The sequence below is a fragment of the Microbacterium paraoxydans genome (assembly GCF_020524545.1).
GTDB lineage: Bacteria > Actinomycetota > Actinomycetes > Actinomycetales > Microbacteriaceae > Microbacterium > Microbacterium paraoxydans_C.
Map to the genome: position 1 here is coordinate 301621 of NZ_JAIVLG010000002.1, position 14767 is coordinate 316387.

Below are 14767 nucleotides of genomic sequence, written 5' to 3' on the forward strand. Positions count from 1 at the left end.
GTATTCCTCTCGGATCAGGCGAAGACGTCGATGCCGCCGTGCGGCGAGCTGAGGGGGAGGGGGCCGGGGTGGCTGGGCAGAGGAGCATGCGGCTCCCGGTTCGCCCGGGCTTCGGTGGCGTCCCGATCGGGTGTGACATCGCCGCGGGAGTGACCGCCTCCTGCACCCGGTGCGTTGCCGTTCGGTGTGCTTCCGGTCGGCGTGCCCTGCGGGTTCGCCGATCCGGGCCCGTCCTCCCCGGTCGACAGCATCAGCGTCGCGTGCGGGGCGGCGGCGGCCAGGTCTCGCCGGAGGTCGGCGAGAATCACTCGCAGAGCCTCGCGTCCGAGATCGTTCGGGGCGTGCAGTTCGATGTGGATGGAGCCTCCGGAGATGTGTGCCCGCACGGTCACGGGGCCGAGATTCTCCGGGGACACCGTGAGGGTCAGGCTGTGTTCGCCGTCTGCGGCCTGCGTGAGTGAGACCACCGGTGCGGCGAGCTGCGGGAGCAGGACGGGGCGGGCGATCGCCGCGGCCGCTGCCGGTGTGGTGGGGGCACTCGTGGGGAGGGCCGACGGGGAGCCCGTGGATGCCGGCGCGACGGCTTCGTCGGCCGAGAGCGCGGAAGCGGGCGTCGGAGAGGCCGCTTCCGCAGGCGCAGGCGAGGCGGAGAGGCGGGAGGCCTCCGCTGCCGGCGTCTCCGGGTTCGGGGCGGGGAACGCCTTCGTGTCCGCCGTCGGCGCCGGGGCCGTCGTGGGCGAGGGAGCGAGCCCCCCGGGCGCCTTTACCGAAGCAGACGTGCCGCCGTCGACGCTCGCCCGGCCGGATGCCGTCGCCGCCACGGCTCCACTGGTGTTCGTCGCCCCCTCGGGGTCGGCGGCCGGAATCGCCGCAGTGAGAGGGACGGACGGCGTCGAGACGCGCGAAGACGATGCGGCGGCCGGAGCGGCCGAATCTCCCGTGACGTCGACGATCTGCGGGAGAGCAGGCGTTTCTGCGCTCGTCGGCGCCGCGCCGCTCCGCCCGATCGGAACGGTCGTGCTCGCGCTCGCAGAGGCTTCGGAGACTCCGGTGGCGGCGCTCCCGGCCCGGGCCGCAGCAGCCTCCGAATCCGCGGCGGCGTCCAGCGCCGCGTCCGGCACGAGCCCCACACCCCGGGGAAGGGCGAGCGCACCCGGGAGCGGTGCGGCCGATGCGGAATCGGAGGGCGTGGTCTCCGGAGAAGCCTCGTCGTCCGCGGTGCCGTCCGCTGCCGCGTCCATCGGCAGGGCCTGCCCGCACGGGATGCGTGAGGCATCGTGGATCACGTCGGCGAACGCTGCGGCTCCGGCCGTCGCGGTGCGCGCGGGCGATGCACCGCTCGGACGGGCGGCACGCGGGTCGAGGATCTCGATCATGCCGAGAGCTGTCATGGCTGCCCCTCCGTCGTGGTCCGCGCGCCGATCTCGTCCAACTCGGCCTGCTCGGCGTGCAGCGCGGCCGTCCGGGCCTTCTCGGCATGCGCTGCGGCGAGGCGGTCCAGTCCGCGCATCGCCCTCCGCGCCTCGGCGTGCTCCGCACGGGCGTCCGACACCGTCTGCTGCTGCAGCTCGGACAGCGTCGTCAGGTCCGCGAGCAGCGTCCGTCCGGCCACGCGCGCCGCGGCGAGGGCGGCGAGGGAGCGGACGTCGACGGCCTCGTTCCCGATGCCCGCCAGGTGCGCGCGCAGCGACCGGTCGCGGGCCTCGGTGTGCTGTGCGTCGATCACCGCGCGTGAGAGCCGCTGCGCAGCGGCGCGCTCCTGGATCTCGCGCACACGCAGCAGACCCGCCAAGGAGAAGGAACGGCTCATGCGACAGCTCCGAAGGTCGAGACGAGCTCCTCCAGCCGACGCCACGACTCGTCGATTGCGCTCGTCTCGTCGAGGGACTGGGTGAGGAAGGCGGAGATCGCCCGCTCATGGGCGATCGCGGCGTCGATGCGGACGTCCGCGCCCGCCTGGTAGGCGCCGATGTCGATCAGATCGTTCGCCCGTCGACGTGCGGCGAGTACCGCACGCAGGGTCGCCGCATCCGACCGTTGTCCGGCGGCGGTGATCTTGCCAGCCACGCGGGACACGGATCCGAGGACGTCGATCGCAGGATGGTGCCCGGACAGCGCGAGCGCTCGATCCAGCACGACATGTCCGTCGAGGATCGAGCGCACGGCGTCCGCGATCGGTTCGTTGTGGTCGTCGCCGTCCACGAGCACGGTGTAGATCCCGGTGATCGAACCACCCCGGTCGGTGCCCGCACGCTCGAGGAGGCCGGCGAGGAGCGAGAAGGTCGACGGCGGATACCCCCGGGTGGCGGGGGGCTCGCCCGCGGAGAGACCGATCTCGCGCTGCGCCATCGCGACGCGGGTGAGGGAGTCCATCATGAGGATCGCGTGCGCGCCGTCGTCGCGGAAGGCCTCGGCGATCCTCGTCGCCGTGTAGGCGGCACGGATACGCGCCATGGCCGGTTGGTCGGACGTCGAGACGACGACCACCGAGCGGGCGAGGCCCTCGGCGCCCAGATCATCCTCGATGAACTCGCGTACCTCGCGACCGCGCTCGCCCACGAGGGCGATCACCGTCACCTCGGCGTCGGTGCCGCGCGCGATCATCGACAGCAGCGAGGACTTGCCCACGCCGGACCCCGCGAAAAGTCCGACGCGCTGCCCCCGGCCCACACTGACGAGGGTGTCGAGTGCGCGCACCCCGAGCGGAAGCGGGGAGTCGATCCGATCGCGGCCCATGATCGACGGCGGGGCGTGGTCCAGGCTCACTTCGGTCGCACCCCGCAGTGGACCCTTCCCGTCGATCGGGCGGCCGAGTCCGTCCAGAACGCGTCCGAGCAGGGGCATTCCGGTCGGCACGCGCAGCGGGCCTCCGCGGCTGCGGACCGATGCCCCCACCGTGAGTCCGGCGACGGCACCCAGCGGCATGCACCGCAACCCGCCCTCGCCGACCGCGACCACCTCGGCGTCCACGCCGTCGAGGGCCATCACATCGCCGACGGCGCCCTCGACGCCGCGCACCTGCACGCTCAGCCCGCGTACCTGCGAGACCACGCCGACGCGTTCGGGTCGCACGGCCTCGCGCACCGCGCCCCAGGCCGTCACGTCGCGGCCTCGGCGAGTGCGTGACGAGCGCGATCGAGCGCGCTTCCCACCCGGGCATCGATGCGGCCGTGGTCGAGGATCGCGACCGCGTCGCCTCGGCCGAGCGTCTCGTCGGCGACCAGCCTGAGCCCCGCCACGGGGTCGTCCGTGCCATCGAGGGTGCGGAGGTCGTCGGGGTGCAGGCGCACTTCGCGGATCTCTTCGGGGTCGCCGACCGCGAGGGCACGACGCGCTGCCGCGGCGGCGGAGGCGCCGGCATCCGAGAGTTCCCCGAGAAGGATGAGCTCCGCCAGCTCGATCGCGCACCGCAGCACCTGGTCCTGCGCGGCGGAGGTCAGCTCCTGCTCCCGCTCGCCGAGGGAGCGGGCCGCGGCCTGGAGCGCGGACACGGCGTCCCGGACGCGGCGGGCGGACGCCTCTTCCGCAGCGGCATGCTCGGCGGCGGCGACGCGCTGTGCGGATGCGGCCTCCGCGAGCCCGGCGCGGTACCCCTCCGCATGACCGTCCGCGTAGCCGCGTAGCCGCGCCCGCGCGTGCTCCGAGCCGTCCTCACGTCCGTCGAGACGCGGGAACAGCACGGGCGAGAACGCGTCAGTAGACATACTCGTCCTCGTCGGCGCGCTGCACCGTGATGTCGCCGGCCGCTTCGAGCGCGCGGATGGTTCGCACGATCTCCGCCCTCGCCTCCTCGACCTGCGACATCCGCACGGGGCCGAGCGTGCGCGCCTCCTCGTCGAGGTTCTCGCGGTTGCGCTCCGAGACGTTGCGACGGATCAGGTCCGCGATCCCTTGGTTGGCGCCCTTCAGGGCGAGGGCGAGGGAGCGGATGTCCATGCCACGCAGCACGCGCTGCGTGTCCCGATCGTCGAGCTTGACGATGTCGGCGAAGGTGAACATGCGCGAACGGATGTCCTCCGCGAGCGCGCTGTCGCGATCTTCGATGCTCGCCAGCAGCGCCTTCTCGACGGTCGCTCCCGAGCGGGCGATGATCTCGACGAGTGGCTCGACGCCGCCGAGGGTCTCGGGCGCATCGCGGCTCGCGAAGGTCCCGGTGCGGGACTTCAGCGCCTCGGCCACGATCGCGATCGCCTCCTGAGACGCGGTCCCCATGGTCGCGATGGCGTGTGCCACATCGGTGCGGGTCGGGTCGGGGAGAGCCGCCAGCACAGCGGCGGCGCGCTCGGTGGGCAGATGCGCGAGCACGAGGGCCACGGTCTGCGGGAGTTCGCCGTCGAGCAGCGTCGCCAGCTGGGCGGGATCGACGGAGCCCAGGAAATCGAAGGACGAGTTCATCGCCGTCGAGCCGACCCTGCCGAGGACGGCTGCCGCGCGCTCTGCGCCGAACGAGGCCTCCAGCAGACCGGCGGCGATGTCCCGACCTCCGCGCGCGGGTGGGAGGTGCCCGCTCGCGATGCGGTGGAACTGACCGAGAGCCTGCGCGGTGGTGGCGGCGTCCAGGTCCTGGAGGCCGATGATCTCGGCCGCGACGGCTTCCGCCTCCGACTCCGAGAGGTGCTTCATGACCTCGATCGCCTGGGCACGATCGAGGTTCATCAGGACGACGGCCGCGGTCTGCCGATCGGTCAGCCCGCTCATACGTGCTGCCTGTCGTCGATGAGGGTGCGCAGCAGCTCGGCCGTCCGCTTCGGGTCCTGTCGGGTGAGGGAGTCGATCTCGGCCCGGCGACGCTCGAGACTGACCTGCGCGGGCTCCGGATCGGGCTCGGGCTCGGGGTCCGGGGTCGTCTCCAGGAAGGCGAGCGGGGTCGTGGCCGCCTGGTCGATCGCTGCCGTGGCCGCGCCCGCGCCGATCGCGGACAGGGGAGCGGGCCGGTCGCCGAAGAGCTGGTCGAACTCGGTCGCCGAGTTCGCGCGGCGGCGCATGCGCACGAGAGCGGCGATGACCGCGAGCAGCAGCGGCAGCGCGATCGCCGCCGCGATGATCAGCGTGTTCAGCAGGACGGCCTGGCGCTCGGCGGCCTCCGACTCCTTGGCGGCCTGCAGCGCGGCCTGCGCTGCCTCGGAACTGGTCTGGGTGAACGAGACGAGTTCGACGGCGATCGAGTCGCCGCGCTCGGTGTCGATCCCGGCGGCTGTCTCGACCAGGTCGCTCAGCTGCGCGGTGCTCAGGTCGCCGCCAGCTCCCGCATCGACCGCGACGGAGACCGACTGACGAAGCAGGGAGCCCGCGGGGGTGGAGGTGCTCTGCGTGCTCTTGTTGACCGCGTTGGTCCTCGATGTCTCCGTGGACTCGGAGGTGCCGTCACCGCCGGTGGAAGGCACGGCGATGTTGTCGGGGCCGAGCACTCCGGCATTCGAGCTGGACCCGTCCTGCCGGTCCGTCCTGGTCTGCTCGGTGAGCGGGGGAGCACCCTCTGCCGGGGTGTAGGTCTCTTCGACGCGCTCGTTGACGGAGTGGTCGATCTCGGCGACGACGGTCACCTTGGCGTTGCCCGGCCCGACGACGGTGTCGAGCATCTGCTGCACGTTCGCCGTGACCCGCGCTTCGTAGTCGCTGGCCTGCTGGTCGACGCCTCCGGTGGTCCCGACTCCTGCGGCCGAAAGCGTCTGTCCGCTCTGGTCCACGACGGCGACGTTCTCCGGCTTCATGCCGCTGACGGCCGCGGAGGTCAGGTGCACGATGGCCTCGACCTGCTTCGAGGTCAGCGTCGCATTGCCGGACGTCTCCACGAACACCGAGGCCGTGGCGTCGACGGTCTCCGAGACGAACACGCTCTCCTCCGGGATGGCGAGCTGCACCGAGGCGGCCGTCACCCCTTCGATGGACGAGATGGTGGCGGCGAGCTCGCCTTCGATGGCGCGCTTATAAGTCACGGACTGCTGGAACTCGGAGGTCGTCACACCCATGTCGTCGAGCAGCGAGTAGCCGCCCGAGCTCGTGCCCGGAAGGCCGGCGGATGCGGCGGCGAGCCGTTGGTCGTAGACGTCCTTCTCGGGAACGAGCACGGTCGCTCCGCCATCCGCCAGCTCGTACGGCACGGACGACGACCGCAGCTGCTCGACCACGGCGTTCGCATCGGAAGCGCTCATGCCGGAGAAGAGCGGGGTGTAGGTGGGACGGGTGAGCCAGCTGGAGAGCGCGACGATACCGAGGGCGAGCACGGCGACGCCGATGATCGCGATCGTGCGCTGCGCGAGCGAGAAGCCCGCGATCACGCGTCCGATCCGCTGGAACACGGTGGTGACGGCCTGGGGCATCAGGCTTGCATCCGCATGATCTCGTTGAATGCGTCGACGCCCTTGTTGCGCACGGCGGCGACGAGCTCGAGGGTGACCGAGGCGCGGGAGGAGGCGATCATCGCGGCGTGGATGTCGTCGAGATCACCGGTGACCGCGGCGACTTTGAGGGCGTCGGACTCGGACTGCAGGGAGCGCAGCTCGTCGATCGCGCCGGTGACGCTGCTCGCGAAGGCCGTGTCATCCGTGTTCTTCGCGGGCACGATCGGCGGGGCGAGGGTGAAGTTCGAGGAGATGCCCTCGATGCCGGCGAGCGGATCCATCAGGTGCGTCCGATCTGCAGGGCTGCTTCGTAGGCGTTGCGCGCACGATCGACGATCCCGGCGCTGGCCTGATAGCCGCGCTGGGCGAGGATCAGCTGGCTCATCTGATCGCCGAGATCGATGTCGGGGTAGCGGACGTAGCCGTCGGCATCGGCGAGCGGGTGGTCGGGCTGATGGACGACCCGCCCCACGGCGCTGCCCTGCACGGTGCCGGCGACGTACACGCCGGGCGATTGGTCGCTCGGCTGGGCGAGGATGTACCGCGCCCGGAAGGCCGCGCCGTCGGTCGAGGTGGCGGTGTTGATGTTCGCGATGTTGTCGCTGATGGCGTCGAGCCACTTGCGGTGCACGGTCAGGCCGGTGCTCGCGATCCCGATCGCATCGAAGGTCATGAGGTCCTCATCGCCGTGCGCATCGAAGCGAACGAGCCGTTCACGGCCTGCGTGGCGAACTGGTAGCGCAGCATCGTGTCGACGCTGGAGAGGGTCTCGGTGTCGAGGTTGACGTTGTTGCCGTTCAGCCGGGTCGGCTCGAGCGAGGTGCCGACCGTCGCGCCGACGCGACCGTCCCCGGCATCGACCGAGCGGGCGAGAGCCTCTTCGAACTGCACGCGCTTGGCGTGGTAGTTCGGGGTGTTGATGTTGGCGATGTTGTCGGCGATGGCACGCTGACGCAGCGCAAGGCCGTCGAGCGCACTCGTCAGCGCGGTGATGGTCACAGAATCGAACACGAACCGGCTCCCCGTGTGTAGCTGGTGTGGCCGATCCCTGGCCGAGTCTTGCGAGCTATCCGTGCTCTCCCTGGTCTATCGGCAGCTTCGTGCGCCGCGTTAGGGAGCGGTCTCAGCCGTCCGCATCGAGGTAGGCGGGATCCTCGGTGCGCCGAGCACCCGGGATGCGGCTCACCGCGCCGAGGTGCTGTCGGAGGTCGTCGAGGTCGGTGCGGGTGCGCTCCATGGCGGTGCGCTGCAGTTCGACGACGTGCCGAGCGCGATCCGCGAGCGCGGGGGGAAGCGGCACCGTCGGCGGGGCCCAGGGCGCGAGGTCCGCCGCGTCCGCGGTGCCGGGAGCGGCCGCGAGGATCCGTTCGGCGTCGTGCTCGAGTCGATCGAGCAGCGCGGTCCATTCGTCGATGCTCACGTCCGGCTCTCCGCCACGGCGCGGGCCGCTTCGTGCCAGGCATCGCGCAGGGGGGCGACGATGCCATGGCAGGCGCGGGTGCGCTCGGGGTCGCGGCCGATGTTGGCCCCGATGAGCGTCTGCGAGAGGTAGACGTAGACCGAACGCAGACCGGCGCTGCCGTTCCAGTCGTCGGTGAGCGAGGACGACAGCTCCGAGACGATCGCCTGCGCGTGCTGCAGCTGCGCGTTCGCCTCGGTCCAGTCCTCGGTCCGCTGGGCGGTCTCGCCGCGCTCGATGTCCAGCAGCAGCCGGTCGTAGAGCATGGTCACCAGGCGCTCCGGGGGCGCCGACAGCACGGCATCCTCGCGGTAGCGCTGTTGGGCGCGCAGGGCGGCGTTCATGCTCACTTCCCCGCGTTCGAACTCGAGCCCGGGAGGGCGGCGATCTGCGACGAGAGGTACGTCGACTGCGACTGCAGCTGCGACAGCATGACCTCGAGTCGCGCGTACGTGCGCTCCAGGGAGGCCTTGCGCTGCGCGAGCCGCACGTCCCAGCGTTCCATCTGCTCGCCGAGGCCCTTGACCTCGCTCTCCTGTCCGGTGATGCGAGAGGTGAGCAGTCCGTCGTACTTGTCGGAGTAGACCTTGGCGGTGTCCTGCACGCGCGATGCGACGTCGGAGAAGAGCCCGGCCACGGCATCCGGATCCTTCGCGAGCGCCTCGGCGAACTTCTCCTCATCGAAGCTCAGGACGCCGTACATGTCGGTCGAGATGCCGATGGACGAGGGGGAGACGCCGTCGACGGGGTGCTGCACGGCATCGGCGAGTGCATTGCGCAACCCGCGGACGGTGCTGTCGCCCGTGAAGACGCCGAGGGTGGTCTTGTCTCCCGGCTTCGCGGCGACGGTCGTCTTCGAGCCGTTGTCGATGCGGGTCAGGATGTCCTTGACCACGGCGATGAAGTCTGCGGACGCCTTCGTCCGCGCTTCGGTGTCGACGGCGACGCCGATCGTGACGGGATCGGCCGAACTGGCTGTGACGGTCACGTCCACACCGTCGAACAGGTCGGTGAACGTGTTGCTCGACGAGGTCAGCACCTGTTCGGCGCTGGTCCCAGCCCACAGGCGCAGACGGGCGTCGGCGCCGGTGGCGATGACGGCGGCTCCCGCCTCGGTGGAGAGGTCGGAGGCGGTGCCGCCCTCGACCGCGGCGATGTCACCGCGGTACGCGCGGAACTGTCCTGCTTCTCCCGAGTCGGCGGCGCGCAGCTGCAGGCGGTGCATCACGTTCCCGTCAGCATCGCGCCCGGCAGGAACGGCGGCGGCGACGATGCCGGCCCCGGCGTCGTTGATCGCCTGGGCGACGTCCTGCATCGACGCGGAGTCTGCGGTGACCTGCACGCGCTCGCCCTTCGCGTTCTCGAGCGTCATGACGGGGGGATCGGTGGGCCAGCCGGGCGAGGCGGCGGAGACGATCGTGTGATTCGTGGCGACCCGGTCCACGACGATGTCGGCGGAGAGGGGAGCAGCACCCGCGCGGGTGGCGACGGTGACCGAGGATGAGGAGGAGGCGGTGGTGAAGCGGGCGAGTCCGTCGGGAACCGCGGCCTTCTCTGCGGCGGTCGCGAGGCTCTGGAGGGCCGTGTTCAGGGTCTGCAGCTGGGAGACGATGCCGTTCTTGTCATCCATCTTCGCCTTGAGCAGCGAGCGCGGGATGGCGTGCACGTCCATCAGCGCCTTGATGACCTCCGTGGTCTTCAGGCCGGAGACGAGACCGTCGAGCGAGAGGGACATGATCGCCTTTGCAGGTCGGGAGCGGACAGTGTCCGGGCGACGGGCGGATCCGCCGCCCGGACACTACGGCGTGGTTCAGCGCAGGAGCTGGAGAACGCCCTGGTTGGACTGGTTCGCCTGGGCCAGCATGGCCGTGCCCGCCTGCGACAGGATGTTCGCCGACGTGAACTTGACCATCTCGGACGCCATGTCGGTGTCGCGGATCCGGCTCTCGGCGGCGGCGAGGTTCTCCGCCGACACGTTGAGGCTGTTGATGGTCGACTCGAAGCGGTTCTGCAGCGCACCGTAGCCGGCACGCGCGGTCGAGACCGCCTGGATCTCGGTGTCGATGTCAGCGAGCGCGGCACCGTAGGTGGCTGCGTCGGTCATCGTCGCCGCGTATCCCTTGATGTCGGCGCCGAGGCTGGCGAAGTCGGTCAGAGCGACCGAGATCTGGTCCTCGGCGGCGACCGCGCCCGCACCGACCTGGAACGTCAGCGTCGCGCCGCCCGAGAGCAGCTTGATGCCGTTGAAGTTCGTGCTCTCGGCGATCCGGGTGAGCTCGTCGCCGAGGGCGCCGATCTCGGTCTGGATCGCTTCGCGCGACTTCGCGTTGTTCGAGTCGTTCGCGCCCTGAGCCGTCAGGTCGCGCACGCGCTGAAGGATCGAGTGGACTTCGGTCAGGGCGCCTTCTGCGGTCTGGATGACCGAGATGCCGTCCTGGGCGTTGCGCGCCGCGACGTTCAGGCCGTTGACCTGCGAACGCAGACCCTCGGAGATCGCCAGGCCCGCAGCGTCGTCCGCCGCGCGGTTGATCCGCAGACCGCTCGACAGCTTCTCGAGCGACTTCGACAGGTCGTTCTGCGTGTTGGACAGGTTGCGGTAGGCGTTGAGCGCCGACACGTTGGTGTTGATCTGCATACCCATAAGGGTTCTCCTCCGTGAATGTTGTTGTACGGGTGACCGTCCGTGGTCTCCCGCCCACACCTATCGGCGGAGGTGGCGCGCCCGTTAGCCGGGTGGCGACGAGCGCGGGTCAGGCCGGGGCGGCTTCTCGGAAGATGTCCGCGATCCGCGGGCTGCTCGCATCGGCGATCCGTGCGAAGTAGGCGTCGCGGGCGCCGGCGGACACGCGCGTGGTCGCCGTCGGCACCGCGCCCTCGGCGAAGTACCGATCCAGAGCGTCGCGGAGGAGCCGGATGGCCTCCGAGCGCTGCTGCGACACCGCGGAGTGGGTCACCCCCAGTTCCTCGGCGATCTCCTTCACCGGACGCTCGTCGAAGTAGACGGCCCGCACGATCCGGCGCATCCGCTCGGGGAGCGCCGCGACCGCCTGTTCGAGGATGTCGCGGCGTTCGCCGACGAGGGCGGACTCTTCGGGCAGCGGGATCTCCGCGGCGACGTCACGGGCCGCGGGATCCTCCAGGGTGGTCACGGTCCGTGCGGCATCGCCGAGTGCTTCCACGACGACGTCCTTCGCGACGCCCATGGCTGTGGCGACCTCGGCTGCGGTCGCGGTCCTTCCGAGACCCGCGGTGAGCGTCTCCCGGACGGCGATCGTCTCCTTGATGCGCTTGCGGATGCCGCGCGACGCCCAGTCCATGGAACGCATCTCGTCGGCGAAGGCGCCGAGGATGCGGCGACGAGCGTAAGCGCCGAAGGGGACGCCCAGAGCAGGATCGAACGCCTCGGCGGCGGTCACGAGCGCGAGAGCGCCGACGGCCGCAAGCTCGTCACGGGGGATGTGGGTGGCACGGGAGTGGGTCTCGGCGGCGAGGTATCCGACCAGGGGGAGATTGCTCTCGATGAGGAGATTGCGCTCAGCGCGCGACGACATGGGGGATGATCCACCTCTCTGGATGCACTCCGGAAGCTCCGAGGAGATGGATAGATGCACATATCACATAATTCGAGATTTGTACATGGGGAGAACTACCCACCGCCGTTCCACATAGTAACCTTAGGGGCGCGGCAGCCGATAGTGACCTTTGGCCGCGTTATGAGGCGTGGCGATCACTGGGGAAAAGGGGATCATGGGAGCCAACGAACTATCGATACAGCTGTGGCGCGAGCGTGAACTGCTCGAGATGCTGCTCTTCAAGCTCGACGAGCAGCAGTTACTGCTCGCTGCCGGACGATCTCAATGGATACAGTTTGCCGCGCGTGAGATCGATCAGGTACTCGACAGGCTTCGCGGGGCAGGGCTCGCGCGCGCCGTCGAGGTCGCGTCCGTCGCAGAGGAGTGGGGGGCTCCTGAAGGTGCGACGATCCGCGAGCTGATCGCCCACGCGCCGGAGGGCGCATGGCAGGAGGTCTTCGCGGATCACATGCGGGCGCTGACCAAGCTCGCCGCCGAGGTCGAGCAGATGCGCGACGCCAACGCGGAGCAGCTCAGCGGAGTGCTCCGCGCGACGCAGGAGACGATCGCGGCATTGGGGCACGACACCGGGGAGTACACGACGACAGGTGACCGCGCCCGCGACGACGCCGCGCGCATCATCGACACCGAGATGTGACCGGAAGGGGATCATGTCGACCTTCAGTGGATTGAACACCGCGGCCAGCGGCCTGGCGGCGGCCCGTCGCGGCATGGACGTGGTCGGGCAGAACATCGCCAACCAGAAGACCGAGGGGTACACGCGCCAGCGTGTCCAGACCTCGGCCATCGCCGCCGTCGCTCAGTCCGGTCGGTTCAGCGTCGGCGCCCAGCCCGGGCATGGCGTCTCGATCGACGGCGTGGCCCGGCTCGGCGATGCCTTGCTCGACGCGCGCGTCCGCGATTCCCTCGCCGCGTCCGGCTTCTGGTCCACCCGCGCCGTCGCCGCCACGACGATCGAGGCGTCCCTCGCCGAACCGACCGAGAACGGGCTCGCGGCCCGACTGTCGAAGTTCTGGTCGGGCTGGCAGGACCTCGCGAACACCCCCGAGTCGGGGGCCGCGGCCTCCAGCGTGCTGGAATCCGCGAAGGAGCTCGCCGCGCAGATCGCGGGCGGGTATCGGACGGTCGCCGCACAGTGGAACGATGCCCGCGCCGCGGCCGACCGGACGATCACCCAGGTGAACGCGGCGGCGGACCAGATCGCCGTGCTCAACGGCGAGATCCGTGATGCCCTGGCCTCCGGGCGCTCGGCGAACGAGCTGATGGACCAGCGCAGCGTGCTCGCGCAGAACGTCGCCCGTATGTCGGGTGCCGCCGCCACCCTCGAGCCCGACGGTACGATGACCGTGCGCATCGGCGGCAACGCCCTCGTCGCAGGGTCTGACGCGCGCCATCTCGTCCTGGACGGACCGGCCACCATCGACGCCGGCCAGCGCTTCACGGTCTCCTGGGCGTCCGCTCCCGGTCTGCCGGCCTCGATCGACGGCGGTGAGCTCGGCGGTTCGCTCGCCGTCCTCGCGCCGGCCGCGGATGGCGGAATGCTCGCGCAGCTCGCTTCGACCTACGACGCGGTCGCGACGCGGCTGGCGGAAGCACTGAACACCCAGCATCGCGCCGGGGTCACGTCGTCCGGACAGCCCGGAGGCGACTTCTTCACGATTCCCCCGACCGGTTCCGCAGCACTCGGGCTGAGCGTCGCCGTCGCGGCGCCGTCGGACCTGGCACTCGCCGCCCCGGGCGCCGGTGCCTGGGACGCGAGCAACGCCGACCTGATCTCCCAGATCGGGCGGAGCGCGACCTCGCCCGATGCCCTCTGGTCCGATCACGTCACGCGCTTCGGCGTGGCGACGGCGGCCGACGTGCAGCGCGCGAAGGTCTCCGATGCGGCGGCGGTCGCGGCGGTCGGCGCTCAGCAGTCGGTCGCCGCCGTCGACGGGGACGAGGAGACCATCAGCCTGCTCACCTACCAGACCGCCTATCAGGCGGCGGCCCGTGTGATGACGGCGGTGGATGAGGCGCTCGACGTGCTCATCAACCGCACGGGTCTCGTCGGACGCTGATCGAAGGAGCATCATGATCTCTCGAGTGACATCCTCGGCCATGACGCAGACGGCCATGCGGCAGTTGCAATCCAACCTCTCCGAGCTCGCACGTCTGCAGGAACAGGCCACCTCGCAGCGTGCCTTCGCCGCGCCGTCCGACGATCCGGCTGCAGCTGCCACCGCCCTCGCGCTGCACGCGGAGCAGCGGCGAAACGAGCAGTACGCGCGCAACATCGACGACGGACTCGCCTGGGTCACGGCGGCGGACGGCGCGATCACCGCGAGCACTTCGTTGCTGGGGAGGGTCCGCGACCTGACCGCGCAGGGAGCGAACGACGGCGCGCTCGACGCGACGGCCAAGGAAGCGCTGGCCGTGGAACTCGAAGGCATCCGCGAGGAGCTGTTCGCACAGGCCAACACCCGCCTGCTCGGACGCTCGGTGTTCGCCGGGACGTCGGACACGGCGGCGTTCGCCGCCGATTACACCCACAGCGGAGTGGCTGGCGCGGAGGTGACCCGGCGGGTCTCCGACGGTGCCTCGGTCCGCGTCGACACCGATGGCGCTGCCGTCTTCGGCACCGGCGGCGACTCGGTGTTCGCGCTGGTGGACGAGATCGTCGCCGATCTCCGCTCCGGCGTCAACGTCGGCCCTCGGCTTGCGGAGATCGATGCTCGGCGCACGGCCATGCTCGGCGTCCAGGGGTCGGTGGGAACCCGTCAATCTCAGATCGAACGCGCCAAGGAGGCGGCAGTGCAGAATTCCGTGTCCCTCGAGTCCCGCCGCACGGCGGTCGAGGACGTCGATTCGATCGAAGTGCTCGTGCGCCTCCAGGCGCAGGAGCTCGTATATCGCTCCGCACTCGCGGTGAACGCGCGGGTGCTCCAGCCGTCGCTCATGGACTTCCTCCGATGACCGCGGCGCTCACCTTCCTCGCCCCGCCTCCCGGACTCGCCCCTCACGTCGAGTTCGCCCTGGCCCCGGTCGACGGTGCCGACGGGCTGTTCGCGATGCGTGCCGTGGAGGACGCGGAGCTGCGGCTCTACCTCGTCGATCCGCGGACGGTGCTGAGCGAGTACGCGCCGATCCTGACGGACGAGCAGGCCGATGCACTCGCTCTCCGCGAAGCCGAAGACGCCTTGATCCTCGTGGTCGCCCACCCGTCGGCGGAGGGCGTGAGCGTGAACCTGCTCGCGCCGGTGATCGTCAACCGCACGACGGGGGCCGCGTCGCAGGTGATCCTCGAGGACCAGGACTACCCGTTGCGCGCGCCCCTGGGCTGAGCCGTGTTCCCTGCCGGTCCAGGCCGTTTTCCCAGCGGAACCACGGCTAAT

General features: G+C 70.5%; 18 protein-coding genes. 4 read left to right on the forward strand and 14 right to left on the reverse strand.

Annotated features, from left to right (window positions below; translation table 11 throughout):
- Positions 1-14: 14 nt before the first annotated feature.
- The 14 genes from LC041_RS06100 to LC041_RS06165 all read right to left on the reverse strand — a co-directional run bounded on the left by LC041_RS06100 (position 15) and on the right by LC041_RS06165 (position 11351).
- A complete protein-coding gene (locus tag LC041_RS06100; protein ID WP_226532083.1) occupies positions 15-1391 on the reverse strand; it encodes a flagellar hook-length control protein FliK in 1377 nt (458 codons plus the stop codon).
- Positions 1388-1810, reverse strand: coding sequence for a hypothetical protein (locus LC041_RS06105; protein WP_226532084.1), 423 nt, complete (start codon positions 1808-1810; stop codon positions 1388-1390). Before LC041_RS06105 ends, LC041_RS06100 begins: the two co-directional genes overlap by 4 nt.
- Positions 1807-3102 carry a FliI/YscN family ATPase gene (locus LC041_RS06110; protein WP_226532085.1) on the reverse strand — a complete coding sequence of 432 codons (1296 nt, stop codon included), beginning with the start codon at positions 3100-3102 and terminating at the stop codon, positions 1807-1809. Before LC041_RS06110 ends, LC041_RS06105 begins: the two co-directional genes overlap by 4 nt.
- Positions 3099-3704, reverse strand: coding sequence for a FliH/SctL family protein (locus tag LC041_RS06115; protein ID WP_226532089.1), 606 nt, complete (start codon positions 3702-3704; stop codon positions 3099-3101). The genes LC041_RS06110 and LC041_RS06115 overlap by 4 nt, the downstream gene beginning before the upstream one ends.
- The gene (gene fliG, locus LC041_RS06120; RefSeq protein ID WP_226532090.1) at positions 3694-4698 is read right to left on the reverse strand and encodes a flagellar motor switch protein FliG; all 1005 of its coding nucleotides are present in this window, start codon (positions 4696-4698) and stop codon (positions 3694-3696) included. Before fliG ends, LC041_RS06115 begins: the two co-directional genes overlap by 11 nt.
- Positions 4695-6320: a flagellar basal-body MS-ring/collar protein FliF gene (gene fliF, locus LC041_RS06125; protein WP_226532091.1), complete on the reverse strand. Its 1626-nt coding sequence runs from the start codon at positions 6318-6320 to the stop codon at positions 4695-4697. Before fliF ends, fliG begins: the two co-directional genes overlap by 4 nt.
- On the reverse strand, positions 6320-6622 hold the full coding sequence (gene fliE, locus LC041_RS06130) for a flagellar hook-basal body complex protein FliE (RefSeq protein ID WP_226532092.1): 303 nt from the start codon (positions 6620-6622) through the stop codon (positions 6320-6322). Before fliE ends, fliF begins: the two co-directional genes overlap by 1 nt.
- Positions 6622-7014, reverse strand: coding sequence for a flagellar basal body rod protein FlgC (locus LC041_RS06135; RefSeq protein WP_226532093.1), 393 nt, complete (start codon positions 7012-7014; stop codon positions 6622-6624). Before LC041_RS06135 ends, fliE begins: the two co-directional genes overlap by 1 nt.
- Positions 7011-7352 carry a flagellar basal body rod protein FlgB gene (gene flgB, locus LC041_RS06140; protein WP_226532094.1) on the reverse strand — a complete coding sequence of 114 codons (342 nt, stop codon included), beginning with the start codon at positions 7350-7352 and terminating at the stop codon, positions 7011-7013. Before flgB ends, LC041_RS06135 begins: the two co-directional genes overlap by 4 nt.
- Positions 7353-7464: 112 nt before the next feature.
- The gene (locus LC041_RS06145; protein WP_226532095.1) at positions 7465-7761 is read right to left on the reverse strand and encodes a hypothetical protein; all 297 of its coding nucleotides are present in this window, start codon (positions 7759-7761) and stop codon (positions 7465-7467) included.
- Positions 7758-8144, reverse strand: a complete 387-nt coding sequence (gene fliS, locus LC041_RS06150; RefSeq protein WP_226532097.1) for a flagellar export chaperone FliS — start codon at positions 8142-8144, stop codon at positions 7758-7760. Before fliS ends, LC041_RS06145 begins: the two co-directional genes overlap by 4 nt.
- 2 nt (positions 8145-8146) lie before the next feature.
- Positions 8147-9535, reverse strand: coding sequence for a flagellar filament capping protein FliD (fliD, locus tag LC041_RS06155; protein ID WP_226532100.1), 1389 nt, complete (start codon positions 9533-9535; stop codon positions 8147-8149).
- 75 nt (positions 9536-9610) lie between these two features.
- Positions 9611-10441, reverse strand: coding sequence for a flagellin N-terminal helical domain-containing protein (locus LC041_RS06160; protein WP_226532102.1), 831 nt, complete (start codon positions 10439-10441; stop codon positions 9611-9613).
- Positions 10442-10550: 109 nt separating this feature from the next.
- Positions 10551-11351, reverse strand: a complete 801-nt coding sequence (locus LC041_RS06165) for a sigma-70 family RNA polymerase sigma factor (RefSeq protein WP_226532104.1) — start codon at positions 11349-11351, stop codon at positions 10551-10553.
- Positions 11352-11547: 196 nt separating this feature from the next.
- On the opposite strand from LC041_RS06165, the gene LC041_RS06170 reads away from it, so the two are divergent.
- The 4 genes from LC041_RS06170 to LC041_RS06185 are packed head-to-tail and all read left to right on the forward strand — an operon-like array spanning position 11548 to position 14716.
- On the forward strand, positions 11548-12030 hold the full coding sequence (locus LC041_RS06170; protein WP_226532106.1) for a flagellar protein FlgN: 483 nt from the start codon (positions 11548-11550) through the stop codon (positions 12028-12030).
- Positions 12031-12043: 13 nt separating this feature from the next.
- The gene (gene flgK / locus LC041_RS06175) at positions 12044-13453 is read left to right on the forward strand and encodes a flagellar hook-associated protein FlgK (protein ID WP_226532107.1); all 1410 of its coding nucleotides are present in this window, start codon (positions 12044-12046) and stop codon (positions 13451-13453) included.
- A gap of 13 nt (positions 13454-13466) precedes the next feature.
- A complete protein-coding gene (gene flgL, locus LC041_RS06180) occupies positions 13467-14348 on the forward strand; it encodes a flagellar hook-associated protein FlgL (protein ID WP_226532109.1) in 882 nt (293 codons plus the stop codon).
- Complete coding sequence (locus LC041_RS06185) at positions 14345-14716, forward strand: flagellar assembly protein FliW (protein ID WP_226532111.1); 372 nt, start codon at positions 14345-14347, stop codon at positions 14714-14716. The genes flgL and LC041_RS06185 overlap by 4 nt, the downstream gene beginning before the upstream one ends.
- Positions 14717-14767: the final 51 nt, after the last annotated feature.